Origin of the sequence: Methylobacterium sp. PvR107, assembly GCF_017833295.1 — a bacterium.
GTDB lineage: Bacteria > Pseudomonadota > Alphaproteobacteria > Rhizobiales > Beijerinckiaceae > Methylobacterium.
Window position 1 is genome coordinate 3,026,487 of sequence record NZ_JAFIBW010000001.1, and the last position, 24,870, is coordinate 3,051,356.

The 24,870-nt window shown below is 71.7% G+C and carries 22 protein-coding genes; 6 read left to right on the forward strand and 16 right to left on the reverse strand.

Annotated features, from left to right (window positions below; genetic code table 11):
• Positions 1–3: 3 nt before the first annotated feature.
• The 4 genes from JOE48_RS14330 to JOE48_RS14345 all read right to left on the reverse strand — a co-directional run bounded on the left by JOE48_RS14330 (position 4) and on the right by JOE48_RS14345 (position 5,580).
• Positions 4–1,641, reverse strand: coding sequence for an ABC transporter substrate-binding protein (locus tag JOE48_RS14330; RefSeq protein ID WP_210030733.1), 1,638 nt, complete (start codon positions 1,639–1,641; stop codon positions 4–6).
• A complete protein-coding gene (locus tag JOE48_RS14335) occupies positions 1,638–3,962 on the reverse strand; it encodes a HAMP domain-containing sensor histidine kinase (RefSeq protein ID WP_210030735.1) in 2,325 nt (774 codons plus the stop codon). The genes JOE48_RS14330 and JOE48_RS14335 overlap by 4 nt, the downstream gene beginning before the upstream one ends.
• A 496-nt stretch (positions 3,963–4,458) precedes the next feature.
• Positions 4,459–4,728, reverse strand: coding sequence for a hypothetical protein (locus tag JOE48_RS14340; RefSeq protein WP_210030737.1), 270 nt, complete (start codon positions 4,726–4,728; stop codon positions 4,459–4,461).
• Between the two features lie 141 nt (positions 4,729–4,869).
• A complete protein-coding gene (locus JOE48_RS14345; protein WP_409518583.1) occupies positions 4,870–5,580 on the reverse strand; it encodes a response regulator in 711 nt (236 codons plus the stop codon).
• 185 nt (positions 5,581–5,765) lie between these two features.
• Here JOE48_RS14345 and JOE48_RS14350 point away from each other — a divergent pair, with 185 nt between their 5' ends.
• Together JOE48_RS14350 and JOE48_RS30830 are read left to right on the forward strand one after the other, a co-directional pair.
• Positions 5,766–7,520 (forward strand): DUF3369 domain-containing protein, encoded by a 1,755-nt coding sequence (locus JOE48_RS14350; protein WP_210030742.1) that lies wholly within the window; start codon positions 5,766–5,768, stop codon positions 7,518–7,520.
• 146 nt (positions 7,521–7,666) lie between these two features.
• Positions 7,667–7,798, forward strand: coding sequence for a hypothetical protein (locus JOE48_RS30830; RefSeq protein WP_280921317.1), 132 nt, complete (start codon positions 7,667–7,669; stop codon positions 7,796–7,798).
• Positions 7,799–8,097: 299 nt separating this feature from the next.
• Here JOE48_RS30830 and JOE48_RS14355 read toward each other — a convergent pair whose 3' ends face one another.
• From JOE48_RS14355 to JOE48_RS14410, 12 genes are all read right to left on the reverse strand, one after another.
• On the reverse strand, positions 8,098–9,348 hold the full coding sequence (locus JOE48_RS14355) for a sensor histidine kinase (protein WP_210030744.1): 1,251 nt from the start codon (positions 9,346–9,348) through the stop codon (positions 8,098–8,100).
• 313 nt (positions 9,349–9,661) lie between these two features.
• Positions 9,662–10,147 carry a DUF302 domain-containing protein gene (locus JOE48_RS14360; protein ID WP_210030746.1) on the reverse strand — a complete coding sequence of 162 codons (486 nt, stop codon included), beginning with the start codon at positions 10,145–10,147 and terminating at the stop codon, positions 9,662–9,664.
• A 156-nt stretch (positions 10,148–10,303) separates the two neighbouring features.
• The gene (locus JOE48_RS14365) at positions 10,304–10,789 is read right to left on the reverse strand and encodes a winged helix-turn-helix transcriptional regulator (RefSeq protein WP_210035776.1); all 486 of its coding nucleotides are present in this window, start codon (positions 10,787–10,789) and stop codon (positions 10,304–10,306) included.
• 97 nt (positions 10,790–10,886) lie between these two features.
• Positions 10,887–11,888 (reverse strand): SLAC1 anion channel family protein, encoded by a 1,002-nt coding sequence (locus JOE48_RS14370; protein WP_210030748.1) that lies wholly within the window; start codon positions 11,886–11,888, stop codon positions 10,887–10,889.
• 46 nt (positions 11,889–11,934) lie between these two features.
• On the reverse strand, positions 11,935–14,181 hold the full coding sequence (locus tag JOE48_RS14375) for a molybdopterin cofactor-binding domain-containing protein (protein ID WP_210030759.1): 2,247 nt from the start codon (positions 14,179–14,181) through the stop codon (positions 11,935–11,937).
• A 10-nt stretch (positions 14,182–14,191) separates the two neighbouring features.
• Positions 14,192–14,638: a (2Fe-2S)-binding protein gene (locus tag JOE48_RS14380; protein ID WP_210030760.1), complete on the reverse strand. Its 447-nt coding sequence runs from the start codon at positions 14,636–14,638 to the stop codon at positions 14,192–14,194.
• Between the two features lie 249 nt (positions 14,639–14,887).
• Positions 14,888–15,508: a reactive chlorine resistance membrane protein RclC gene (gene rclC / locus JOE48_RS14385; RefSeq protein ID WP_210030762.1), complete on the reverse strand. Its 621-nt coding sequence runs from the start codon at positions 15,506–15,508 to the stop codon at positions 14,888–14,890.
• Positions 15,509–15,545: 37 nt separating this feature from the next.
• Positions 15,546–15,893 (reverse strand): carboxymuconolactone decarboxylase family protein, encoded by a 348-nt coding sequence (locus tag JOE48_RS14390; RefSeq protein WP_210030764.1) that lies wholly within the window; start codon positions 15,891–15,893, stop codon positions 15,546–15,548.
• Positions 15,894–15,980: 87 nt separating this feature from the next.
• Entirely contained in the window at positions 15,981–17,006 is a 1,026-nt protein-coding gene (locus JOE48_RS14395) for an AraC family transcriptional regulator (RefSeq protein WP_312893211.1), read from the reverse strand.
• Between the two features lie 8 nt (positions 17,007–17,014).
• Positions 17,015–17,365: a response regulator gene (locus tag JOE48_RS14400; RefSeq protein ID WP_312893212.1), complete on the reverse strand. Its 351-nt coding sequence runs from the start codon at positions 17,363–17,365 to the stop codon at positions 17,015–17,017.
• A 166-nt stretch (positions 17,366–17,531) separates the two neighbouring features.
• Positions 17,532–18,227, reverse strand: a complete 696-nt coding sequence (locus JOE48_RS14405) for a response regulator transcription factor (RefSeq protein WP_210030768.1) — start codon at positions 18,225–18,227, stop codon at positions 17,532–17,534.
• A gap of 238 nt (positions 18,228–18,465) precedes the next feature.
• Positions 18,466–19,689: an acyl-CoA dehydrogenase family protein gene (locus JOE48_RS14410; RefSeq protein ID WP_210030771.1), complete on the reverse strand. Its 1,224-nt coding sequence runs from the start codon at positions 19,687–19,689 to the stop codon at positions 18,466–18,468.
• Between the two features lie 482 nt (positions 19,690–20,171).
• Here JOE48_RS14410 and JOE48_RS14415 point away from each other — a divergent pair, with 482 nt between their 5' ends.
• From JOE48_RS14415 to JOE48_RS14430, 4 genes are all read left to right on the forward strand, one after another.
• Entirely contained in the window at positions 20,172–21,161 is a 990-nt protein-coding gene (locus JOE48_RS14415; protein ID WP_210035780.1) for an aliphatic sulfonate ABC transporter substrate-binding protein, read from the forward strand.
• 4 nt (positions 21,162–21,165) lie between these two features.
• Positions 21,166–22,218: an LLM class flavin-dependent oxidoreductase gene (locus JOE48_RS14420; RefSeq protein ID WP_210030773.1), complete on the forward strand. Its 1,053-nt coding sequence runs from the start codon at positions 21,166–21,168 to the stop codon at positions 22,216–22,218.
• A 13-nt stretch (positions 22,219–22,231) separates the two neighbouring features.
• Positions 22,232–23,569: an LLM class flavin-dependent oxidoreductase gene (locus tag JOE48_RS14425; protein WP_210030774.1), complete on the forward strand. Its 1,338-nt coding sequence runs from the start codon at positions 22,232–22,234 to the stop codon at positions 23,567–23,569.
• A 245-nt stretch (positions 23,570–23,814) separates the two neighbouring features.
• Positions 23,815–24,870: a helix-turn-helix domain-containing protein gene (locus JOE48_RS14430; RefSeq protein WP_210030775.1), complete on the forward strand. Its 1,056-nt coding sequence runs from the start codon at positions 23,815–23,817 to the stop codon at positions 24,868–24,870.

Below are 24,870 nucleotides of genomic sequence, written 5' to 3' on the forward strand. Positions count from 1 at the left end.
CCGTCACCGCGGGCCGCGGAACCGCACCGTCTCGAACAGGTGGCGGCCGAGCGGGTCCATCGTCAGGCCGAGCACGTCGCTGCGGATCGCCAGATGGACCTTGGTGTGCGCCAGGGGCACCCAGGGCATCGCCTGCCGGACGATGGCCTGGGCCTGCCGGTACAGGGCCTGCCGCGCCTCGCGGTCGCCGGTGCGGCGGGCGGCCTCGACCAGACGGTCGTAGGCCGGGTCGCACCAGCGGGCGAGGTTGGCCCCGCCGGCCTGGGCGGCCTTGCAGCCGAGCAGCACGTTCAGGAAGTTGTCGGGATCGCCGTTGTCGCTGGTCCAGCCGTAGAGCATCAGGCTGGGCTCCCCGCCGTAGAGCGCGGCGCGGTACGCGTTCCAGGGGCGCGTGACCGGGCGGGCGCGGATGCCGACCTGCGCGAGGTCGGCCTGGATCATGTCGGCGACGCGCCGTCCGTTCGGGTTGTAGGGCCGGCTGACCGGCGGGTACCACAGGTCGGTCTCGAAGCCCTCCGCGAGCCCGGCTTCGGCGAGCAGGCGCAGGGCCTCGGCGCGGTCGAAGGGCGTGTCCGGCCGGTCGGCCTCGTGGGCCCAGATTCCCGGCGGCAGCGGCCCCTGGGCCAGGATGCCGGCATCGCCGTAGACGCCCGCCACGATCGCCTGCCGGTCGATGGCGAGGTTGACGGCGCGCCGCACCCGGACATCGTTGAAAGGTGTCTTCGTCGTGTTGAGCGCGAGATAGGCGACGTTCAGCTCGGCGAGCGCGAGCAGCGTCAGGCCCGGCTCCGCCCGGATCGCGTCGAGGTCGCCGGTCGCCGGGAACGCCATGGCGTGGCACTCCCCGGCCCGCAGCTTGGTCAGCCGCACCGCCGCATTCGGGGTGATCGCGAAGACGAGGCCGTCCGGGCGCTCGCCCCGTTCGCCGTCCTCCGCTTTGCGGCGCCAGTAATCCGGGAAGGCGCGGTAGCGCAGGATTTGATCCGGCCGGTAGCCCTCGAACACGAACGGGCCGGTCCCGATCGGCGCGCGCGCGAGGTCGTCCGACGCGTTGCCGGCCGCGAGAATCGCCGCGTACTCGGCCGACAGGATGGCGCCGAAGGCCTGGGCGATGTTGGCGAGGAAGGTGGTGTCGGCCTCGCGCAGCCGGAAGCGGACGTGGCGCGGATCCGGTGCGTCGATGGCCTCGATCAGGTCGGCGAGGCCGAGATCGTGGAAGTAGGTGAAGCCCGGCGCGGCGCCGTCGGGTCCGGGGCGCCGCTGGCGGCTGAAGGAGAACACCACGTCCTCGGCGTTCAGCGGGCGCGTCGGGGTGAAGCGCGCGTTGGCGTGGAAGCGCACGCCGTCCCGCAGGGCGAAGACGTAGGTCCGCCCGTCCTCCGAGACCGTCCAGGATTCGGCGAGGCCCGGGCGGATCGTCGTGGTGCCGGGCGCGAACTCCACCAGCGTGTTGTAGACCTGCCAGGCCGCGTTCATCGTGGTGGTGGTCGTGGCAAGGGCCGGATCGAAGCTCTCCGGGCTGCCCTCCGAGCAGAACACGAAGGTGCGGGCCGCCGCCGGCCCCGGGGCCAGGAGAAGCCCAGGGAGCAGGCCCGCCGCCAGGGCGAGGAGCCCGGCCCGGCCTCCCGCGGCCGGCCTCACGGCGTCCCGATCGCGGCGGGCAGCGGCCGCGCCGTCGCCTCGGTGCGGCGCGCGGGAAACTCGATCTGCACGAGGGTGCCCTGGCCGAGTTCGCTGGTCAGCGCGATGCGGCCGCCGAGCTTGGCGGTCACGAGGTTGTGGACGATGTGCATGCCGAGCCCCGTGCTGCCGGCGCTGCGCGCCGTCGTGAAGAACGGATCGAAGATCCGGTCGAGGTGCTCCGGCGGGATGCCCCGGCCGGTGTCGCGGACCTCCATGCGCACGAGGCCGCCCTCCCGCACCGACACGTCCACGGCGATCCGGCCCGGCTCGCCCGCGCGGAAGCCGTGCACGACCGCGTTGGCGATCAGGTTGGTCAGGATCTGCGCCAGCACGCCGGGATTGGTGTCGATGACGAGGTCCTCCGGACAGGCGCGATCCACCCTGTGGCCGCCCTTGCGCAGCAGCGGCCGCAGGCTCGCCAGCAGGTCGTCGAGCCAGGTCGCCAGCGCGACGCTGCGGCTCTCGTCGCTGACCCGGTCGACCGCGACCTGCTTGAAGCCCTGGACGAGGTCGGCGGCCCGGGTGAGGTTGGTGCAGAGCAGGGTGGCGCCCTCCTCGACCCGGTCGACGAAATGGTTGAGCCGGGAGCGCGACAGCGTGCCGGCGGACAGCCCCGTCCGGAAGGTCCGCGCCTCGTCGCTCATGAGCGTCCCGGTGGTGAGCGCGATGCCGAGCGGCGTGTTGATCTCGTGGGCGACCCCGGCCACGAGCTGCCCGAGGGAGGCGAGCTTCTCGGCCCGGACGAGGTTGTCCTGGGTCCGGCGCAGCTCGACCAGGGCGACGTCGGCCTGATCTTTGGCCCGGCGCAGCGCCCCTTCCCGGCGCGCGATCTCGGAGACGAAGACGGCCGTGGCGCGGGCGATGTCGCCGAGCTCGTCCCGGCGGCCCGTGCCCCGCACGGCCGCGCCCGCCGGGCTGCCGGTCAGCATCACCATGTCGCCCTGCAGGGCGCGCAAAGGCACCAGGATCGAGCGGGCGACGAGGATCACCACCAGGGCACCGAACAGCAGCAGCCCGGCCGCGCCGGCGAGCAGGATCCGCTGGATGAAGCTGCCGAACCGGTCGGCATCGCCCACGAAGGCGTCGTTCAGGGCCTTGGCGCTGTCGATCATCGTCGCGGCGAGCCCGTCCATCGTGACGATCATGGCGTTCTGGCTCCGCAGGCCCCCGATGGTCGTGGTCAGGCGCGCCCGCCAGCCGTCGAGGGCCTGGATCATGTCGGCCTGGATCAGCGGCGAGATCGGCAGGGCGCTGGCGCTCCGGGCCAGGCGCTCGCCCTCGGCCAGCAGCCGCTCGGCGAGGGCCGCGTCGCGGTGCAGCAGGGCGCCCGCCGTGCGCGGCCCGAGCTTGAGGGTGCCGATCGCGACGTTCTGGGTGGCCTGCTCGATCTCGTTGGCCTCCACCGAATAGGCCAGCAATTGCGCCACCTCGTCGTGCAGGCTCTCCTGGCCGGAGGTCTCGATCTTCAGGTTGCGCTCGATCCAGCCGTCGAGCTTGCCGCGGTCCGGGTTGTGCCCCGCGGCCTCGACGGTCAGCGCGTCGAGGGCCTCGGCCTCGGCCTCGCGGCCGTCGGCCCGCAGCGCCGCCGCCAGGTCGCGGCTGGCGGCACGGAAGCGGGCCTGCGCGCGCTGAGCCTCGGACTCGGAGACCGCGGCTTCGGCCGGATCGGCGCCCTGGCCGGCGCCCTGGGCGGAGCCTCGCGCGGCAATCACCGCGCTCTCGGCGGTCCGAACCCGCAGGACGTTGAGGCGGGCGACGAGGCCGCGGGCGACCCGCAAAGCCTCGACCTTCTCGGCCAGCGAGCGGGCGAGGTCGGCGTTCGAGGCCTGCTGCCGCAGGCGCGCCCGGTCGGTGAGGTCGATCAGGGTGTCGGCCCGCTGCGTCATCTCGCGGATCAGGCCGTCATTCTCCCGGGTGCGCCGGACGAAGGCGTCCATCTGGCTGCGGTAGCGGGCGAGCGCCGCCTCCACCGAGGCGATGCGGGACCGCTGTGCGTCGATGCGGGCGAAGCCCGTGAGCCGGCCGAGGCCGGCTTCCGCCCGCGCCGCCAGGCCGGCGAAGCGCTCGGCATAGGCGGGCCGGTCCTGCGCGTCCGCGGCGGCGTACTGGTCGCGGACCAAACGCGCGGTGGCGAGGTCATGGTACACGTCGGCGACCAGGACCGCCCCGCCCCGGGCGCGCTCCTCCTGGGCCAGGAGGAGCCAGCCGGCCATGGCGATCGCGCCGGCGGCGAGGATCGGCACGCCTCCGACCAGGGCGATCTTGGGTCCAACCCGCATCCGCGTCCCGACATAGGGGTCCGGCAACAACTTAAAGCCGTGTCGGAGCGCGGTGCAATCAGGCGGAGCTCCCACCAATCCCCGCGGCCCGGCGACCGGGTTATCCTGTTCCCGTTTGCAGCCCTCGGTCGATGCCGCCTGCTCCGTCATCACGCGCGCCGCAGCGTGACCCAGGGCGGCGCGACGAGGCCGGCCGGCTCTGCGCTGCTGGATTGCTTCGCCGCGCTCGCAAAGACGGCGTCGCAGCCACCCACCACGCGCGGTCTCAGCGGGGTTGGGATCCGGCCGGTCGCGGGTCGGGGCCGGCCAGCACCGCATCCTGCGCGTCACGCGCGCCATCGCGCGGCGCAGGCACGCCGAAGCGTTCCGCCCGGGTCGGCGGGGGCCGCGGCGCGGGATCCCGGCCGCGGAGCATTAGGCGGAGCCGGCGCAGCAGATCGGGATCTTCGCCGGCGCCGGGATCGTCGCTGAAATGCGGCATGGCGGCCCCCGCCTCTCACCGCAGGCCGGGCGCGGGCTCGACCGCGATGAGCCGGACGCGGCGCGGTGCCCGCTCTCCCGCCGCGCCGAGGCCCGCGCAGGCGCCCGGCGGGTACGGCCAGGCCGCGCCGGCACAGGCGGCGCCATCACGGAGGGACGCGGCGGAAGCCCGCGCACCGCGATCCGCCACCGGCGCCGCGCCGCCCGGGGCGACCAGGCCGACGAGCGCCAGAACGCAGAGCGTGCCGGCCGACGCGGCCGACGAGGGTCCGATCACATGTCGCATGGCCCGTCCTCCGGGCCCCCACGGCCCTCGGTCCTGCCACGCTGATAGAGGCTTTCCGTGCCGCGGTTATTGCGTCCCGGCCCGTCCGAGAGCCGAAATGTTGCGTCCGCACCTAGGGACGCAACATTTCTCCGCCCTTCATCAGTCTCCCTCGGGACGGAAGATGTATCCGAGGCCCCTGACCGTGCGGATGTAGCGCGGATTGCTGGGATCCGGCTCGACCTTCTTGCGGATCCGGTTGATCCGCACGTCGATGGCGCGGTCGAACGCGTCCGGATCGCGGGCATCGGCGAGGTCGAGCAGCCGCTCGCGCGACAGGGCCCGCCGCGGGTTGTCGGCGAAGGCCTTCAAGAGGTCGAATTCCGAGCGGGTCAGGGCCTGTTCGAGGCCGGCATCGTCGCTCAGGCGCAGGGCGTCGAGTTCCAGCCACTTGGTCCCGAACCGGATCCGGCGTCCCTCCTCCGGGCCGGGAGCCATCGGAACCCCCGGCGCCTGCACGCGGCGCAGCACGGAGCGCACCCGGGCGACCAGCTCCCGCAATTCGCAGGGCTTGGGCAGATAATCGTCGGCCCCGAGTTCCAGCCCGACCACCCGGTCGATCGCGCTCGCCGTCGCGGTGAGCATGATGATCGGGATCGCCGTACGGGCCTTGAGGTCGCGCACGATGGAGAGCCCGTCTTCCTCCGGCATGTTCAGGTCAAGCACGATCAGATCCAGGCTTTGCCGGGCGAGGTGCTCCCGCAACGCCCATCCTCCGTCGCACAGGACCACCGCGAAGCCATGGAGCTTCAGGTAATCACCGACCATCTCGCGGGTCGCCGCCTCGTCGTCGACGACCGCAATCGAAGGCATCACCGCGCCGCCGCGCGTGGCAGCGGGCGTAGTCCTGTCTGGCATGCTCATCGCGACTGGGGGCACTTTCCGGCTTCGCCCTGGAACGAATATAGGAATCGTATCGGATCACGATAGCGTGACAAGTTTTCAACACGATTGCTAGCGTACTCGTCAGGTTTCGAGCAGCATTTCAGGCCACAGCCATGGATGACGACACACTCACGCTGATTCCGGACGATCTCGACGAGGCGAAGCCGAATGCGGGGGCGTGGGTCATCGCGGTGATCGACGACGATCCGGCGGTCCATGACGGCACCCGCTACGCCCTGGCGAGCTACACCCTCGACGGGCGCGGCCTGGAGATCCTCGCCGCCCGCTCGGCCGCGGAGGCGCGGGTGCTGCTCGCCGAGCGCCGCGACGTGGCGGTGGTGCTGCTCGACGTGGTGATGGAGACCGACAATGCCGGGCTGGACCTCGTCGACTACATCCGGCGCGACCTCCGGCAGGAGACCGTCCGGATCATCCTGCGGACCGGCCAGCCCGGGCAGGCGCCGGAACGGCGGATCATCGTCGATTATGACATCAACGACTACAAGGCGAAGACCGAGCTCACCGCCGACAAGCTGTTCACCAGCCTCACCGCGGCGCTCCGCGCCTACCAGCAGCTCAAGCGCCTCGACGAGACCCGGCGCGGGCTGGAGATCATCATCGACGCCGCCCCGATGCTCCTCGACCACAAGTCGATGCAGCGGCTGGCCGAGGGCGTCCTCACCCAGGTCGCCTCGCTGCTGAACGTCGCCTGCGCGGGCATCCTGGTCCTGCGCGAGACCGCGGCCCCGCAGGAGCGCTTCTGCGTGCTGGCCGGGTCCGGCTGCTACGGACATTACGCGGGCCGCGAGCCGGCCTGGCCGCTGGAGGAGCGGGTGCAACCCCTCGTCGAGCGGGCCTTCGCCGAGCGCCGCCACAGCTTCGGCGAGCATTGGTCGACCCTGTACCTGCAAACCGCGAGCGGCAGCGAGATCGTCGCGCTGATCGAGGCCGACCGGCAGCTCTCGGAGACCGACCGCTCGCTCATCGCGCTGTTCACGAGCCGGCTGTCGATCGCCTTCGACAACGTCATCCTCTACGAGCGGCTGCAGCAGACGAACGCCGGCCTGGAGCGGCGGGTGGTCGAGCGCACCGCCGAGCTGATCCGGGCGAACCGCCGGCTGGACCTGCAGCGCTCGGACCTGCGCCGGGCCAACAGCCTCAAGACCGAGATCCTCGGCACCATCGCGCACGACCTGAAGAACCCGCTGGCGGTGATCCTCGGCCGCGCCGAGATGCTGTCCGACCTGATCGACATGCAGGGCGACCGCGAGCAGATGCGCGCGCAGGTGCAGCACGTGCGCGCCAGCGCCAAGGGCCTGACCGCCATGATCGACAGCCTCATGGCGGACGCGATGAACGACGCCCTCGACATCAGCCTGCGTCGTGAGCCCGTGGACCTCGCGGGCCTCGCCCGGGAGGTCTGCGAGGCTGACCGGCCTCTCGCCGACGCCAAGGGCCAGACCCTCGTCTGCGACGGCCCGGACGAGCTGTTCCTCTGCGGCGACGCCGAGCGCCTGCGCGAAGCCCTCGACAACCTCGTCTCCAACGCCATCAAGTACAGCCCGGGCGGCGGCGCGATCACCGTGCGGGTCGGCCGCGAGCCGGGTCCGCGGGGCGCGGAGCTGGTCTGCGCGGTCGCCGATCACGGGCCCGGCCTGTCGCCGGAGGATTCGACCCGGGTATTCGGGCGCTTCCAGCGCCTCTCGGCGAAACCCACGGGCGGAGAGAATTCCACGGGCCTCGGCCTCTCGATCGTCCGCCGGATCGCCGAACTGCACGGGGGCCGCGCCACGGCCGAGAGTGCGGGACCCGGGCTCGGGGCGGTGTTCGCGATCCGCTTCCCGGAAGAGGCTGTCGGGTTGATCTGAGCCGACGCGTCGGGAGGCCTGTCACCGGAGCTCCCGTGATCCGCTCGGAGCACGCAACAATCGACGCAATCCGCACGCAAACCAGCTTGGCCATAAAGTCGTCTCAGGACAGCCGATCCGCGGCTGTGGAGTGGGGGAGACGACGGATGGCCACCCGGATGCTGACCAGCAGCGTGACCGGCGCGGACCGCATCGTGGCTTGGATCCTGATCGCCGGCCTGGCGCTGGCCTTGATCCAATCCGCGCAAGCGTTGGCGTTGCCAGCCCATTTCATCTAGCGCCCTTGCCGATCGGGTTGCGCCCGGCAGCGGGCCGTTTCGGAGAAGGGTCGTCCACGCCATTCCCTTCATCCTGAGGTGCGACCTGCGCCGCCTTGAAGGCGGGCTCCGCTGCGCGCCGGCACCTCAGGATGTGGGGGGAGGAACGGGGTGACCGCGGCCCGGGACGCGGTCGTCTCCTGTGATCCAACGCGATCAGGAGCGGCGCTAGCGCCATCCGGATGGTCCGAGATCGACCGCACGTCGCAGCCTGACGGCCGAGCGCCCCGCCACCCGGGATCGCGCATCCGGAGACCCGTTCACGCCCGGTGGAGCGGCAGTCGGACGGAAAAGCGGGCGCCCGGCGCGCGGCTTCGGGCGCCCGCCTCGATCGAACCGCCATGCGCCGCGACGATGGTCCGGCAGATCCCGAGACCCAGGCCGAGCCCTTCGGGGCGCGTGGTGAAGAACCCGTCGAACAGCCTCTCGGCGTTCACCGGATCGATGCCCGGCCCGTTGTCGAGGATGTCGATCACAATCGATGTGCCGTGATCGGAGGTCTCGATCCTGATCTCCGGCATCGCGGTGCGGGCGTGCCGGTGGATCTGGATGGCGTTCATCAGCAGGTTGACGAAGACCTGCTGCAGCTGGATCCGATCCGCATGGACCAGCGCGTCGCTGCCCGTGCAGGCGAGGCCGAACCGGACGTCGATGCGGTCGAGATCGTGCCGCACGAACTGCACGGATTCAGTCAGGACCTCCACCACGGAAACGGGCGTCCGGACGCTGGCCCGCTTGGTGGCCATGCGGCGTGTGCGATCGACGATGTCGCCGGCGCGGGCGACCTGATCGACGATGCGCTGACATTGCCGCCGGAGCAGGTCCCGGTCGAGATCCTCCCGGTGGAGGAGGCGCAGCATGGCCCCGGCGGTCATGCCGATCGACGACAGCGGCTGGCCGATCTCGTGGGCGATGGAGGCGGAGAGTTCGCCCAGGGTCGAGATCCGGGCGACATGCGCGAGCTCGTCACGCAGTGTGTTGAGGGATGTCTGCCGCTGGACGTGTTCGGTGATGTCGACGAAGGAGGCCAGCCACAGGCCGGAGGTGGCCCCGTCCGCCCGCGGCACCACGCAGAACAGGGTTTCGAAGCGGCTTCCGTCCCGCCGGACGCTGTGCGCCTGCTGTTGGAATGCGGTGGCGCCGGTCGCGAAGGCCCGCGCCGAATTGACCTGCGCGGTGCAGAGCGGATCGAAGAAGCGCTGCGTGCGCTGCCCGATCATGTCCGAGCGGCCGGCGGCGCCGAACATCCGCACGGCCGCCTCGTTGACGTCGAGGATGACCATCCCGTGCCGCAGCCGGTCCGCCATGGCGGGATCGGCGTCGAGATAGCCGGAGATGTCGGTGATCCCGGCGGCCCGGAGCGCGTCGATCGCGGCGACGCGTTCGCGTGCGTCGACGACGACGAACCCGATCGTCGAGACCTTCATGCAGACCAGGTACCAAGCGTCGTTCCAATCGGCCGCGGTGGTGACGATCAGCCTATCGGCCGCGGGCGCGAATCCGACGCTCATGCCGCCTTTCCTCGGGCCGGGTTGCGGACGCGGTATCCCGCCCGCGAAGGCGCCTGCCCCGGTGCCCAGCCCGGCAGACGCCGGCAACCCGTCACGTCCTCGGTGCGCGTCATCGGCAAGCTCCTCGCCGGATCACAGGATGGGTAAGGCCATGCAGCATTGCCGCCAAGTCTCGGCTCCATTCATCCGGCGGCTTCGGCCTGCGACCGCGCGCTGATCCGCGATCGCGCGCTCCCGAGACGCCGTGCGACATCCCGACGGATGCCGGCCTCGGTCTGCGCGACCGGACGGGCCTGGGCACCCGAAGGGCCGGTCACGCGGCCGCCGCGATCAGCGCCGCCCGCAGCTGCGCGTCCAGATCCCGTGCCACCGCATCGACGGCCTCATCGTGGAACTGGCCGAAGGCGGTCGCCGGCCGGTCGTACTCGAACGCCACGCCGTCGGCCCCCTCCCGCAGCAGCACCCGGATCGGCGCGTACAAGGCCGCCGAGAGCACGTGGCGCGTCATGCGGGAGGCGGTCAGCGGGTTGCCGATGTCGTACTGGATGGCCCTGCGCTCCAGCCCGGCAATCCGCAGCAGGGCGCCGTGATCGCGCTGGCCGAAGATCGAGAGCGGGGCCGCGCGGGCCAGCTGGCTGCGCGCCTCCTCGGCCCGGCCCGCCTGGACGAGCGCCGCGTAGCCGTGATCGAGGGGCGGGACCGCATCCTCCAGCGCTTGGCGCACGGCGTCGAAGGGTTTCGCCGAGGGGATCGTCACGTGCTCGATCGTGATGCGCGTGGTCGATGCGGTCATATCCATGGCGCTGTCTCCGTGTCTGGCGGATTCGGCCCCGCCTCCAGCCTCCGCCGCGTCCGTGCGCATCGGCGAATGGACCCTTCGGCGGGGCGACCTTGCGCATCAGCGGCACCGGCGCGGTGGCCAGAGCGAAGCGCGACGGCGTTGTGCGCCTGCCGGTCAGAGCGCGATCGGGCGCTCGAAGCGCCGCCGCAGCCGCGGGCTCGCCGCCGGCCCGGCAACGACGCGGACACCGTCGGAGAGCGGCCGGCCGGTGCGCCGGTCGACCACGACGGGATCGACCGGCAACCCGGTTTCAGGGTCCACGAGGCTCACGCTCTCGCCTTCCGGGGCGAGGTGGCGGTTGCCCCAGGCGAACAGGGTCCACAGCACGGGCCGGAAGTCCCGGCCCGTGTCGGTGAGCACGTACTCGTAGCGCGCGGGCCGCTCCTGGTAGAGCCGCCGCTCCATCAGCCCGGCCTCGCACAGCGCCTTCAGGCGGCGCGTCAGCATGTTGGGTGCGATGCCGAGGCTTTGCGCGAACTGGTCGAAGCGCGTCAGCCCGTAGACGGCGTCGCGCAGGATGAGGATGCTCCACCACTCGCCGACCCGATCCAGGGAGCGGGCCACGGGACACGGCATCTGATCGAAGGATGTCCGTTGCATCATGCAAGCTACTCAGGCTGACGATCATCGAGCAAGTGATTTATCGCACGCTGGCGGCCATCGGTGCCGGTGGCGCGCGGTCCCGTGCGTCGACGTCTCAGCCGCTGAGGGCGCGCAACTCGCCGCGCGCGATACCGGTCAGGGTCCGCAGACTGAGCGCCCCGATCAGCCCCGTCGCGAAGGCGAGGAGCAGCAGCGCCAGACCGTCGGCGAGAACGCTCTGCGCGTGCTCGGCGTAGCGCAGGGCGGCCACTGCCGTCGCGGCCGTCGGGAAGCTCACGGCCCACCACGACACCCGGAACGGGCAGCACCGGGGCAGGTCCCGGAGCAGGCCGACGAGGATCACGAAGACGAATAGGCCGATCAGGAACAGCCCCTCGGCGAAGGCGTCGATCCGCCCGAGCGTCGCGGCGTAGCTCGAGAAGCCCACCGCGAAGGGCGCGACCAGGATCATCAGCGTCGGCCGCATCGCCGGCGCGAGCGGCTCCTCGAAGACGAGGCGCGCGAAGACGAGGGTGAAGAGCGGCACGGCGAAAAACAGGCCGACGCTCAGCGCCAGCAGGGTCGGCGTCTGGGTGTGGGGCAGGCCGAGGACCGGCGCGGCGAGCGGCACGTCGAGGAGCCCGACCACCGGCACGATCCAGGCGGGCGTCGCGTGCGCGAGCTGCTGGCGACTGCTCATCCAGCGGCTGACGATCACCACCGCGAACACCACCATGCCGGCCGCGGACAGGATCCAGACGCCCTGGGCCAGGAGGAGGCTGACGCGGACCAGCGGCAGCAGCAGCAGGCTGATCAGCACGGTCCCGAACAGGTTGCCGGCGATCGGGTGGCGGAACTCCGCGCGGACCGTGGGCCAGGCCGTGACCGCCTTCATCCCGTAGGCCGCCGACAGGGCGAGGAAGGCGGCGAGCGCCAGCCACCCGATCAGGTCCGCCACGAGGCCCGGCAGAGGGTAGCGCAGGGCCGCAAGCCGCCACGCGGCGCTCAGGCCGGTCAGCCCCATCACCGATCCGAACAGGGCGACCGGCAGGTACTCGAAGCGCGGACCGGTCCTGAACAGGGCCCATCGGGGCGTCTGCGCGGCTGCCGTCGTCATCGCGTGCCCTCCAAGTGCCGTCGCCGCGCCCCGCGCAGTGGTTGCATCACGCCCCCGAAAGGTGCGCCTTGGCCAGGGGCAGGCTGCGCAGGCGCTGGCCGGTGAGCAGAGCCACGGCGTTGACCACCGCCGGCGGAACGCCCGGCAGGCCCGGCTCGCCGATGCCGCCCATCGGCGCGCCGCTCTCCACGATCGCCACATGCACCCGCGGCATCCGATCCCGGTCGAGGATCGGGTAGGCGTCGAAGTTCCGCGCCTGGCGCTGCCCGCCCTCGTAGACGACCTGCTCCAGCAGCGTGGACGACAGGCCCAGAGCCGCCGCGCTCTCCACCTGACGCTTCACGATCGCCGGATTGACCACGCTGCCCGGATCGATCGCGATCCAGAGGTCGTGCACCCGCGCCTCGCCGTCCTTGAGCGAGACCTCGGCGATCGTCGCCGTCTCGGAGCCGAACGGCGAGGCCATCGACACGCCCCGCGCCCGGCGCGTCCCATCCGCCGCCTGGAACGGCCCCGGCTTCCAGCCGCCGGCCAGATCCGCCACCGCCTGCAGCAGCGTGCGGTGGCGGGGGCTGTCCTTCAGCAGCGCCATCCGCAGGGCGAACGGATCCTGGCCGCCGGCCTGGGCGATCTCGTCGAGGAAGCTCTCGTAGAAGTAGTCGTTCATCGAGTGCCCGACCGAGCGCCAGAACGCGATGGTCACCGGGTGGGGCACCTTCACGTAGCTGAGCTTCCGGTTCGGGATCGCGTAGGGCTTCTGGTCGAGACCCTCCACCACCGAGGAATCGACCGGCGACTTGAACAGCGCGCCGAACCAGCGCCCGATCGGGCCCTCGCCCACGGCCGTCGTCTCCAGCGCGACCGGCATCCCGTCGGCCCCGAGCGCGGCGCGGAAGCGCGCGAAGCTCAGGGGCCGCAGCGCGTCCATGCCGAACTCCTCCTCGCGCGACCACAGCACCCGCACCGGCTTGCCCAGGGCCTTGGCGAGCAGGATCGCCTGCGGGAACGGGTTGGCCGGCCCGTAGTAGAAGTGGCGCCCGAAGAAGCCGCCGAGCATCGGCGAATGGATCCGGACCTGATCGGGCTGCAGCCCGGCGGTCTTGGCGGCGATCTGCTGGAACAGCTCGGGCATCTGGTTGGGCAGCCACAGGTCGAGGCTGCCGTCGGGCGTGAAGCTCGCCACCGCCGAGGGCGGCTCCAGCTGTGCGTGGGCGAGGTAGGGCGCGTCGTACTCCGCCGCGACGACCTTGGCGGCGCCCTTGAAGGCGGCGTCCGGGTCGCCCGCCTGCTCGGCCGGGATGCCGGGCTCGGTCGCCCCCTTCAGGGCGGCCAGCATCGCGGCCGAGGAGAAGCCGGCCGACACGGTGGCGATGCCGTCGGGGGCCGGCTTGGACCACGTGACCTGCAGCGCCTCCGCGCCCTTGCGCGCCCGCCACCACGTGTCGGCCACCACCGCCACAGCCCCCGGCAGGCGCTGGACGGCCTGGACTCCCGGCATCGCCCGGATCTCCGCCTCGTTGGCGATCGCCTCCGGCTCGGTGCCGAGATGCGGGGCGTGCTGGACGGAGGCGTGCAGCATGCCGGGCAGGCGGATGTCGATGCCGTACACGGCCCGGCCGGTAGACTTGTCGCGCATGTCGAGGCGCGCAACCGGCTTGCCGATCCAGCGGAAGGCCTTCGGGTCCTTCAGCTTGACGTCGTCGCGCGGCTGCAGGGCGAGGGCGGCGGCGGCGAGTTCGCCGTAGCCGAGGCTGCGGCCGGAGGCGGCGTGGACCACGCGGCCATCCGCGGTCGTCAGGCTGTCCTGCGGAACGGCGAGCTTGGCCGCGGCGGCGCGCAGCAGCATCTCGCGGGCGGTGGCGCCGAGCCGGCGCATGGCCTCGAAGCTGGAGCGGGTCGAGAACGAGCCGCCGGTCATGCGCAGGCCGTTGACGACGGCGTAATCCGGCCCGGGCGGCGCGCATTCGACCGTGAAGCGCGCCGGGTCGAGGTCGAGTTCCTCGCCGATGGTCTGGGCGAGCCCGGTGTTGATGCCCTGTCCGCCCTCCACGAACGGGCTGAGCAGGCGCACCGAGCTGTCGGGGCGGATCTCCAGGAAGGCGGCGACCCGGGTGCCGGGCTTCGGGGCGACGGCCGCCGGACCTTCGGCGCGGGTCTGCGCGGCGGCAGGCTCGATCCGCAGGCCGATTCCGAGGAAGAGCGCGCCGGAGGCGGCGCCGAGGAAGCCGCGGCGGGAGAGGTTGCGGACCGGCTGGCGACGGTCGGCGCGGCGGAGGGGCGTGAGGTCGGTCATGGGGCCCTCCTCAGGCGGCGGCCTGCCGCACGGCGGCGGCGATGGCGTTGTAGGTGCCGCAGCGGCAGAGATTGGTCATGGCGCCGGCGATGTCGGCCTCGGAGGGTTTTGGGGTCTGCTTGAGCAGGCTGGTGGCGGCCATGACCTGGCCGGACTGGCAGTAGCCGCATTGCGGCACCTCGATGCCGACCCAGGCGGCCACGACCTTGGCGCCGACCGGATCCTGCTCGATCGCCTCGATGGTGGTGATCGCCTGGGTGCCGACGCTCTCGAGCGGGATCTGGCAGGAGCGGGTCGCCGCGCCGTCGAGGAGCACCGTGCAGGCGCCGCACTGGCCGATGCCGCAGCCGTACTTGGTGCCGGTCAGCCCCAGGCTGTCGCGCAGGACGAACAGCAGCGGCGTGTCGGGCTCCGCCTCCACCGCGTATCGGCGCGCGTTGATCGTGAGCTGGATCATCGTTCGACCTCTTCCACAACGTGGCACCCGTTCTCGTGCCGGATCCCGATGTCCCGACGCGGGGAATCGCGCGCGGGCGCGCCACGAACGCGATGCCTCGCGATCACATCCTGTTCGAACGGGCGTACAGGCGCCGCGAGCGGTTCGGAATCATACGAAGGTTAGGGGTCATCGCCCGGACCGATGGCGGCCGAGGCGTCCCAGACCGCGGTGGCGGGAGCCGACATCCGGCCCCCGCCCACCGGCCCGCTACGCCTTCGTGGGCGGCACGAGCCGCGCCGGAGCGGTTCGGGTCGATGCCTGCGCCAGGACGGCGCGGGCGCTGTCGGCGAGGACCAGCCACGCGCCGGCCATCAGCGTGACGTCCTTCAGGACGAGGCGGCCTGCCCCCGACAGGTAGGGAAAGCCGTGCTCGGCATCACCCAGGGCCGCCACCCAGGCCTCCGGCGTGGTGACCAGGAACGACAGGGTCACGAACGGCGTGAGGAAGGCCAGCACAGCCCCGGCGAGGCCCAGCCGCCGCGACACCAGCCCGACGAGGACGAGCAGGCCGATCAGCAGCTCCACCGTGCCCAGGCCGCGGGAGAACGCGTAGGTGTTGTTGGCGGCCTGCCAGGCGCGCGCGGCGAGGTTCAGCTCGCCCTCGTGGGTGAGGTGCTGCGCGTATTGGTCCGGATGGACGTAGAAGAACGCCATCACGGGGCTGTTGGCGACGAACGGCGTGATGCTGTCGGCCTCGTAGGGCACGAACTTGAGCGCGCCGATCCAGAGGAAGATGATTGCGATGGCAACCCGCATGGCCTGAAGGCCGAGGCGGTTCGATCCCGGCCCCGAGACGAGGCCGAGGACGCGACGGATCTGCGAGTTCATGACACGATTCCCTTGCTCGAGCGGATGGGAGGGTGGGTCAGGCCTCGGCGGAGGCCGCGAAGGCGTCGAGGGCGCGCGTCGCGTAGACGACCGCGGCGCCGGCATTGATGCTGGTGGCGACCCCGAGGGCTTCGGCCAGCTCGGCCTCGGTGGCGCCGAGCCTGCGGGCGGCGTCGGTGTGGACCGTGATACAGCCGTCGCAGCGCAGGGAGATCGCCACCGCGACCGCGATCAGCTCGCGGGTCTTGGCGTCGAGCTGACCGGTCTTCTGGCCGGCCATGCTGAGGGTGCCGTAGCCGCGCACCGTGTCGGGGCTGAGCTGGCCGAAATGTCCGACGCCCGCCGTGACCTGCTGCCGGTACGTATTCCAATCGATCATGGACATGACGACCTCCTTCGTGATGACGAGGAAGGTAATCGTGGCCGGCCGCGCCCTCGATGACCGGACGGCGCAAGCGGATGACCGCGCGGATCAGCCTGAATCGGCGGAATGCTCGGCCTGTCGGGCGTGGCCGGGGCGGATCCCGTACTTGCGCAGGAACGCCCGGCTGAGGGCGGCGGCGGATTGGTAGCCGACCTCCACCGCCAGGACCTCGAGCGGGACGGTGCCGGCGCGCAGGCGATGACGGGCGAGGCCCAGCCGCAGGTCGGTGAGGAATTCCAGGGGCGCGATCCCGGCGGCTTTCCGGAAGGCGCGCACGAGGCTCGCCCGCGAGGCGACGGAGACAGCGGCGAGGTCGTCCAGCGTCCAGTCGCGCACGGGATCGCGCACCATCGCGAGCACCGCCCGGGCAGTCACCGGCTGCCCGAGGAGGCGCAGCAGGCCCTCGGCGGGCGCCGCGGCTTCGAGATGCGCGCGCAGCATCATCATGAACAGCGCGCTCGCGAGATTCTCGGCGACCGCGACGGCTCCGGCGCGCCCGTCGCTCAGCTCCTCGCGGATGCCGACGAGGAGAGGCTCGAACCGCGTCGCCAGCGGCTGCGCGCCGACGCTCAGGACGACGAGGTCCGGCAGGGCGGTGACGATCAGGTTCTGCGGCGCGGCCTCGAAGTGCAGGCGGCCGCAGATCAGTTCGACATCCGGCTCCGCCCCGACGGTGGTCTTGAACCGGAGGTCGTGCCGGTGCCGCACCGCGATGGGCAGCCTGGCCTGCGGCATCGGCCCCGTGCTGTGGATGATGTGCGCGTCGCCGCGGGGCAGGAGCAGGATGTCCCCGGCGGCGATCTCGAGCGGTTCCCCTTCCGGTCGTTGCAGAACGGCCTGGCCGCGCGTGACGATGTGGAAATAGGCCTGCCGGGTCGGCTCCGGCGCGTGCGGGGCGGCCCAGCTCCCGCCGAAGCGGCAGACGTCGTCCAGATGCGGCCGCACGCGCAGCAGGGGCGCGAGCCCGCTCAACGGATCGTCGGCCCCCGTCGCCGTCATGCGTCCCGTCCCATGCTGCGCGCGCTCCACCGGGTGATGAGCCTGCACCGCGCCGCCGCGGCGTGCCCGAGACACGACCGGTCTCAGGCCCCGATCGTGTCTTCCAGGCAGCGGATCAGGTCGTCGGCCGCCAGCGGCTTGCGCAGGAGATCGCGGGCGCCCCCGGCGAAGGCCCGAAGCCGCGTGGTGTCGTCCGTCAGCGCCGTCATCAGGATGATGGGCAGAGCCGGCCGCACCCGCCGCACGCGCTCCTGCAGGTCCAGGCCGTTGAGGCCGGGCATGTTGATGTCCGTCAGCAGGCAGGACACATCACCCGCGAGGCTCGAGGCCAGGAACGCCTCGCCCGAGTTGAAGGCCCGCGTGTCGTAGCCCAGCGCTTCGAGGAAGCTGGAGGTCGCATCCAGAACGGCCTCGTCGTCGTCGACGACCGCCACGGCTTTCTTTCCAGCCGACACACAGGGTCCTTTCGAGGCGTCTCGCCGGCGGACGATCTGAACGCAATGCGCCGATCTCGGGGAGACTGATATCATACGTTGGTTTGATCCGGCCGGCCGTCGTTCATCTCGGTCGGGACAGCCGGCGCACGCGTTTCACTGAAGATCATCGCGCGCATCCGGTCGCCGGGTCGGGCCGACAGTGCCCCGCCCCCGTCTTCAACATCTCGGTCTTGCGCACGAGGTCGGCGACGGACCCGGCCGCCATCTTCCGCATGACGTTGCCGCGGTGGATCTTGACCGTGATCTCGCTGATGCCGAGCGCGTATGCGATCTGCTTGTTTAACAGACCCTCGACGACGTGCCGCATCACCTCGGCCTCCCGCGCCGTCAGGCTCGCGGCGAGCGCCTCGATCTCGGCCACACCGGCGCTCTCGGCGCGCCGTGCCCGGTCCCGTTCGATCGCGACCGCGATCGCATCCAGCATGTCCTGATCGCGGAACGGCTTCGTCAGGAAGTCGAGGGCGCCTGCCTTCATGGCCTGGACGCTCATGGGAACGTCGCCGTGGCCGGTCATGAAGATGATCGGCATGCGGTTGCCCATCGCAACCAGCTTCGACTGGAGTTCGAGGCCGCTCGAGCCGGGCAGCCGGACGTCCAGGACCAGGCAGCCGGGACGATCCGGCAGGGTCGCGGCGAGCAGACCGCGCGTCGATCCGAAGGCGATCGTGTCGAGGTCCACCGACCGGAGCAGATCCTGCAATCCCTCGCGGACACCGTCATCATCCTCGACGATGACCACGAGCGGGGAAGCCTTCGCGTCCGCCTCCGTCCCGACCCGGGTGTTGCCTGCCACCGCCATCAACGAGCCCTTGCAATTCTATGCGGGCGCACCCCTGACGGTTGTGCTTACAGAGATTGTCACCGCGCGATCAAGGGCGCGTGATCTGCCTCGAAAGTCTGCTCCACCGGTCTCGATCGCTCGTATCCCGTGTCTCAATGACAGCGCGCCGCTCCTCGGCTCGGATCGGAGGGATGATGACGCGGCCGCGGCCCGGAACGCGTCCGATCCCCGGGACAGCTTCCGCTGACGGCGAGCCTCACGCCGTGCCGACGCGGTACTGCCGCGGCGGCGGCGCGCCCGTGACCGCGAAGGCCCCGACGATTCGGTCGCGGTAGATCCGGGGATTGTGGGACGCGATGGTGCGGGCATTGCGCCAGTACCGGTCGAGGCCGAGCCCCGACTTCACGGCCGAGGCGCCCAGCGCGTCGAACAGCGACGTCGTCGCCTGCAGCACGAGGTCCGTGACCACGCTCACGGCCTGGTTGACCTCGACATCGGCGAGTGTCGTCGCCCGCTCCGCGGCCGGCCCGTCGCCGGCCCGATGCGCCGCGTAGGCGCGCTCGAGGGATTCGGCGCTCTTGAGCACCACGGCGCCGGCCGCGTAGGCATTGGCCCGGACGCGGCCGACAACCGCCTGGATCTGCGGATCCTCCGCGGTACGCCCGGCATTGCCGTGGCTGTAGATCCGGGTGCGCTCGGCCACGAGCCGCGCCACGTCCTCGGCGGCCGCCCGGCCGATGCCGGCGAGCGTCGCGAGATGCACCAGCTGGAAGAACGCCATCGCGTAGGGGAAGCGGGCCGGATCGGGCTTGATCAGGTCCGGATCGAGCGCCACGCCGTCGAAGGTCACGGTGCCGCTGGCGGTCAGCGCCTGCCCGAACCCGTCCCAGTCATCGACGATTGTGACGCCGGGTGCCCGGACCGGCACGGCCGCGGTCACGGCTTCGCCCGTCTCGTCCTCGGCCGAGAGGTGGATGTAATCCGCGAACAGCGAGCCGGTGGTGTAGAACTTCCGGCCGTCCACCACGAACCCGCCGTCCCGGCGCCGCACCACCGTGTCGAAGGCGCCGACCTTGGCCGGCCCGGTTTCCGAGACGCCGCTGCCGATCGTCGCGCCGGCCCCGATCCGGGCGATCCAGGCGGTGCGCCAGGCGTCGGAGGCGGCGCACAAGGCGTCCTCCGTGAAGCCGAAATGCGCGCGCAGCGCGTTGGTGACGTTGGAATCGGCCTGGGACAGCTCGATCAGGAGCGCGAACAGCTCGGGCAGGCTGGCGCCGTGGCCGCCCTGCTCCGGGGCGAGGCGCAGGGTGGTGAAGGTCGCCTCCCGCAGCCAGCCGATCTCGGCACGGGGCAGGATGCGGGCGCGGTCCCGCTCGGCCGCATCGGCGCGGATCTCGGCGAAGACCGGACGGAACCGGTCCGCCAGCGTCTCGTAGCGCGCACTCGGACCCGCGCCCCAGCCCGCTTCCGTCTGCGACATGGCTTCCCGTTCCCGATCCTGACCAGCGCCCCGGCGCCTGACCCTGGAATCGGGGAGTTGTGCCGTGACCTCAAGCTGAATCGGGAGTAGGCCAGGCTTTTGGAAGCATCACCTCGCCAAGACCGGCCTCTGAACATCTTCGATTTGCAAGCCGACCCTGGAAGAAAAAGCTTTTCTTACCGCGAACCGTCCCCTGCTGCGGATGACACGCGCGGCGACCCGATATCCCGATCGGCCCATCGATCCGACGAGTGCCTTTCGCGGCCGAACTCGGAAAAGGACATTGCTGCCGATACGCATTTACGAAGGATGTAGTTTTACACTTGCCATAGAAATCGAAACATTGGTCCATTGATCCGGTCGTTCGTGACGGTCTTCAATAGAAGCGGGACGGGATGCGACGCGGATCTTCACAGGATCGTGCCATCCGCGGCAGCTCCGGCATCCCGTCCGAGCACACCTGCGAGATCCACGAGACCGTGATGACCGACGACACGTTGAGCCGGATCGCCCCGTCCCGCCGGTCCCTGCTGCAGGCCGGCCTCGGCGCGGCCGCCACCCTGGCACTCGGCGCGCCGGCGGTGCTGGCCGGCCTCCGCGAGGTGAAGATCAGCATGCAGCGCTCGTCGGTGCTGTTCACCGTGCTGAAGGTGAAGGGCACGCTGGCCGAGCGCCTGGCGCCGCTGGGCTTCACGCCGAGCTGGCACCTGTTCACCAGCGTGATCGAGCCGATGACGGCCGGCGCCGTCGACATCCACGCCGACGTTGCCGACGCGGTGCCGATCTTCACGCAATCGGCCAAGGCGCCGCTGACCTTCTACGCCCGCGAGCGCGGCGCGCCGGCCGCCGAGGCGATCATCGTGCCGGCGGACTCGCCGATCCGCACGATCGCGGACCTGAAGGGCCGCACGGTCGGCGTCTCCCGGGGCTCGGGCAGCCACTACGTGCTGGCGGCCGCGCTCAAGCGCGCGGGCCTGAGCTTTTCCGACATCAAGCCGGCCTACCTCCAGGCGCCGGAGGGCGCGGCCGCCTTCGAGCAGGGCAGCCTCGACGCATGGTCGATCTGGGACCCGTTCCTGGCCTTCGCGCAGGCCAAGCGCCCGGTTCGGGTCGTGGCCGACGCCACCGGCCTGACGAGCTACCACCGCTACTACCTCGTCAACGACAGCTTCGTCGCCGCGCAGCCGGAGGTCGTCGCCGTCGTCTACCGGGCGCTGGTCGAGGCCGGCGCCTGGATGCGCGCGAACCCGGAGGAGGCCGTGGCGCTGCTGGCCCCGATCTGGGGCGACCTGCCGCCGCCGGTCGTGGCCGCCGCCAACAGCCGCCGCACCTACGCGGTCGAGCCGGTGGACCGCGCCCAGCTCGGCGAGCAGCAGGCCATCGCCGACGTGTTCCACGAGGCCAAGCTCATCCCGCGCCGGATCGACGCCACCGACGTGCCGATCTGGCAGGCGCCGGCGGGGCGGGGCTGAGGCCATGGCCGGACCGCAACACGCGCCCCGCTTCGGCATCTGGGCCGCCGTCCACGGCTCCCGGGCTTCCCACCACGATCCCGACGAGCCGGACGATGCCAGCTGGGGCCGCAACCGCGCCCTGGTCCTGGAGGCGGAGGCCCTGGGCTTCGATTCCGTGCTGGTCGCCCAGCATACGATGAACCCCTACGACCCGACGCGCGACCAGCTCGAGGCCTGGACGGGGGCGTCGGCGCTCGCGGCGCTCACCCGCCGCATCGAGATCATCGCGGCGATCAAGCCGGGGCTCTATCACCCGGTGGTGCTCGCCAAGATGGCGCTCCAGATCGAGCACATCAGCGGCGGCCGCTTCGCGCTGAACCTCGTGAATGCCTGGAACAAGGCCGAGTTCGAGCGGGCCGGCCTGCCCTTCCCCGCCCATGACGACCGCTACGCCTACGGGCGCGAGTGGATCGGCCTCGTGGATCAGCTGATGCGCGGCGAGCGCGTCACGTTCACGGGCGCGCATTTCCGGGTCGCGGACTACCAGCTCCGCCCCGCCGGCACCTTCCGGAAGCGGCCGACCATCTATCTCGGCGGCGAGTCGGAGCCCGCCCGGGCGCTGGCCGCCGACCATGCGGATGTCTGGTTCATCAACGGCCAGCCGCTGGCGGACGTCGCGGCCCTGATCGCCGACGTCGCCCGCCGTCCGGCTTCCAACGGCCCGATGCGCTACGGCCTCTCGGCCTTCGTGATCGCCCGGGCGACCGACGCGGAGGCGGAGGCGGAGCACGCGCGGCTCCTCGCCCTGGCGCGGCGCGACGCGGATTTGCGCGCCGATACCCGCGCCCGCACCGACCAGGCCAGCGTGATGTTCGCCAAGACCGACGCGGCCGCCAGCCGGCATGTCGGCACCAATGGCGGCACCGCGGCCGGGCTGGTGGGCAGCTACGCGACCGTGGCGGAGCGGATCCGGGCGTTCCACGCGGCCGGCATCGACCTGTTCATGCTGCAGTTCCAGCCGTTCGAGGCGGAGATGCGCCGCTTCGCCGAGCAGGTGCTGCCGCGCGTCCGCTGACCCGGAGAGTTCGATGAGCGGACGCACGCTGCATCTCAACGTCAACCTGCTGCATTCGGGCGTCTACCCGTCCGCGTGGCGGCTGCCGGACAGCCGTCCGGACGCCTTCATCGACATCGACCATTTCGTACGCGTCGGCCGCATCGCCGAGCGGGGCAAGCTCGACGCGATCTTCCTGGCCGACACGCCGGCGATCAACGACCGGATCGACTGCCGGCCGTTCAACGCCCTCGAACCCACGGTGGTGCTGGCGAGCGTCGCGGCGGCGACCAGCCATGTCGGCCTCGTCGCCACCGCCTCGACGACCTACAACGAGCCGTACAATCTCGCCCGCCGCTTCGCGAGCCTGGACATGGTCAGCCGCGGCCGGGCCGGCTGGAACGTGGTGACCACCGCGGACGCCGCCGCGGGCCGCAATTTCGGCTTCGCGGGCGCGTCCGAGCACGGGGCGCGCTACGCCCGGGCCCGGGAATTCACCGAACTGGTCCACGCCCTGTGGGACAGCTGGGAGGACGACGCCTTCCTCGGCGACAAGGCGGGCGGCCGGTTCGTCGACACGACCAAGGTCCACGCCATCCGCCACCGCGGCGCACATTACGCCGTCGAGGGACCGCTGACCGTGCCGCGCAGCCCGCAGGGGCGCCCGGTGACCTTCCAGGCCGGCGGTTCGGAGGACGGGCGCGAGCTCGCCGCCGCCACCGCCGACGCGGTGTTCTCGCTGGCCCAGACCCTCGAGGACGGAGCGGCCTATGCCCGGGACCTGCGCGCCCGGGCGGCGCGCTACGGACGCGGGCCGGACGCGCTGGTCATCCTGCCCGGCCTCGCCACGGTGATCGGCGCCACGGAGGCCGAGGCGCGCCGCCGGCAGGATGAACTCTGGGATCTGGTGCCGGAGGCGTACAGCCTCGCCCGGCTCGCCGGGACGCTGCGGATCGATCCGGCGCGGCTCGATCTCGACAAGCCGCTGCCGGACCCGCTGCCGCTCCCGCCCGACGCCAACCACACGATGTTCCTGGGCACCGTGGCGCTCGCCCGGCGGGACGGGCTGACGGTACGCCAGCTCCTGCGGGCGCTGGGCGGCGGCGTCGGCCACCGCATCGTCGCGGGCACGCCCGAGGCGATCGCCGACGACATCGAGGCCTGGTTCCGGGCCGGCGCGGCGGACGGCTTCAACCTGATGCCGGACGTGCTGCCGGATGGGCTGGAGACCTTCGTGGACGCGGTGGTGCCGATCCTCCAGCGCCGCGGCCTGTTCCGGCGCGACTACGCGGGCGCGACCCTGCGCGACCATCTCGGCCTGGACCGGCCGGCAAGCCGCTACGCGGTCGGCGCGGCCTCGCTCTCCGCCTGACACACCTGAGGCCGCCCCGGGACGGAAGGAGCCTCCACGCCGGCTGTCCGTCCGGACTCGCCGGCGCCGGATCGCGCACCGATACGGCAAAGGACCGTGTACAGCCGCTGCGCGCGCCGTGGGAGCGGATGACCCTCCGGCCGGCCGGGGCTAACATCCGGACCGATCGAATCGCGCCGCGGCGCGATCTCGCTTCCCACGCCTCGTCAGCGGTCGCGATCAGAACACGCATTCAGGCTGACCGTATGCCGTCCGACGCGACAAGCCGCCCTGCCGACGCCGCCTCGTCCGGCGACGAAGCCGTCGGCGGCGCGGTCGCCTGCCTGCGGTTCGAGCCGCCCGAGGATCCGGAGGCGCTCGGCCGGGCCTGGCAGGACCATCTCGCGCCGGTCTTCGCGGTCAGCTTCCGGCCCGAGACCGATCTCGCCGCGCCGATCGCGATGCGCAGCTACAACCTCGGCGACCTCCTCGTCGGCGACGTGATCGCGCCGGCCCATACCCTCGTCCGCTCGGAGGAGATGATCCACCAGCAGGGCATCGACCACATCCTTCTTCAGTTCTACCGCCGGGGGCGGAGTGTCGTGGAGACCGAACAGCGCACCGGACCGGTCACCGAGGTGCAGTGCATCGTCTTCGACCTCGCCCAGCCCGTGCGCATCGTCGCCGACGCCGTCGATGCCACCAACGTCGTGATCCCGCGCGCCCTCCTGGAGCAGCAGGGTTGCCACCCGGACGCCCTGCATGGACGCCCCCTCGACCACGACGGCGACCCGTTCGGGCGGCTGGTCCACAGCTTCGTCGTCAACGTCGTCGCGTGCGGCGACCTGCTAGACCGGCGCGAGGCCCTGTCGGCCGCGGCGGCGATCACCCAGCTCTGCGCCACCTGGCTGCGCGGGCAGGAAGAGGGGCGCCCCTCCGCGCATCAGGACGTCCGGATCCGGATCCGCCGCCTCATCGAGGCCGAGCTCGGCAACCCGAAGCTGACGCCCGCGCTGATCGCCGGACGCCTCGGCCTGTCGCGCTCGACGCTGTACCGCCTGTTCGCGCCGAACGGCATCGTCGCCTATATCCGCGACCGCCGCCTGATGGCCGCGATGCGCATGCTCGTCCGGGACGACGCGCCGCGCCCCCTGCGCATCGCGCGGGTCGCCTACGCCGTCGGGTTCTCGGACGAGCGGACATTCCGCCGCGCGTTCAAGCGCCGGTTCGGCTTCATCCCGAGCGACGCCCCGCACCGCGCGGACGCAGAGCCGGACCGGGCGTCAGCGGCCGTCCTGCGCACCTGGATCGAGAGCCTCTGA

What these genes read in the sequence shown, in the direction of transcription:
- JOE48_RS14335 (WP_210030735.1), bottom strand. Translation starts at nt 3,962, where the DNA reads ATGCGGGTTGGACCCAAGATCGCCCTGGTCGGAGGCGTGCCGATCCTC.
- JOE48_RS14340 (WP_210030737.1), bottom strand. Translation starts at nt 4,728, where the DNA reads ATGCGACATGTGATCGGACCCTCGTCGGCCGCGTCGGCCGGCACGCTC.
- JOE48_RS14345 (WP_409518583.1), bottom strand. Translation starts at nt 5,580, where the DNA reads ATGCCTTCGATTGCGGTCGTCGACGACGAGGCGGCGACCCGCGAGATG.
- JOE48_RS14350 (WP_210030742.1), top strand. Translation starts at nt 5,766, where the DNA reads ATGGATGACGACACACTCACGCTGATTCCGGACGATCTCGACGAGGCG.
- JOE48_RS30830 (WP_280921317.1), top strand. Translation starts at nt 7,667, where the DNA reads ATGGCCACCCGGATGCTGACCAGCAGCGTGACCGGCGCGGACCGCATC.
- JOE48_RS14355 (WP_210030744.1), bottom strand. Translation starts at nt 9,348, where the DNA reads ATGAGCGTCGGATTCGCGCCCGCGGCCGATAGGCTGATCGTCACCACC.
- JOE48_RS14360 (WP_210030746.1), bottom strand. Translation starts at nt 10,147, where the DNA reads ATGGATATGACCGCATCGACCACGCGCATCACGATCGAGCACGTGACG.
- JOE48_RS14365 (WP_210035776.1), bottom strand. Translation starts at nt 10,789, where the DNA reads ATGCAACGGACATCCTTCGATCAGATGCCGTGTCCCGTGGCCCGCTCC.
- JOE48_RS14370 (WP_210030748.1), bottom strand. Translation starts at nt 11,888, where the DNA reads ATGACGACGGCAGCCGCGCAGACGCCCCGATGGGCCCTGTTCAGGACC.
- JOE48_RS14375 (WP_210030759.1), bottom strand. Translation starts at nt 14,181, where the DNA reads ATGACCGACCTCACGCCCCTCCGCCGCGCCGACCGTCGCCAGCCGGTC.
- JOE48_RS14380 (WP_210030760.1), bottom strand. Translation starts at nt 14,638, where the DNA reads ATGATCCAGCTCACGATCAACGCGCGCCGATACGCGGTGGAGGCGGAG.
- rclC (WP_210030762.1), bottom strand. Translation starts at nt 15,508, where the DNA reads ATGAACTCGCAGATCCGTCGCGTCCTCGGCCTCGTCTCGGGGCCGGGA.
- JOE48_RS14390 (WP_210030764.1), bottom strand. Translation starts at nt 15,893, where the DNA reads ATGTCCATGATCGATTGGAATACGTACCGGCAGCAGGTCACGGCGGGC.
- JOE48_RS14405 (WP_210030768.1), bottom strand. Translation starts at nt 18,227, where the DNA reads ATGGCGGTGGCAGGCAACACCCGGGTCGGGACGGAGGCGGACGCGAAG.
- JOE48_RS14410 (WP_210030771.1), bottom strand. Translation starts at nt 19,689, where the DNA reads ATGTCGCAGACGGAAGCGGGCTGGGGCGCGGGTCCGAGTGCGCGCTAC.
- JOE48_RS14415 (WP_210035780.1), top strand. Translation starts at nt 20,172, where the DNA reads ATGACCGACGACACGTTGAGCCGGATCGCCCCGTCCCGCCGGTCCCTG.
- JOE48_RS14420 (WP_210030773.1), top strand. Translation starts at nt 21,166, where the DNA reads ATGGCCGGACCGCAACACGCGCCCCGCTTCGGCATCTGGGCCGCCGTC.
- JOE48_RS14425 (WP_210030774.1), top strand. Translation starts at nt 22,232, where the DNA reads ATGAGCGGACGCACGCTGCATCTCAACGTCAACCTGCTGCATTCGGGC.
- JOE48_RS14430 (WP_210030775.1), top strand. Translation starts at nt 23,815, where the DNA reads ATGCCGTCCGACGCGACAAGCCGCCCTGCCGACGCCGCCTCGTCCGGC.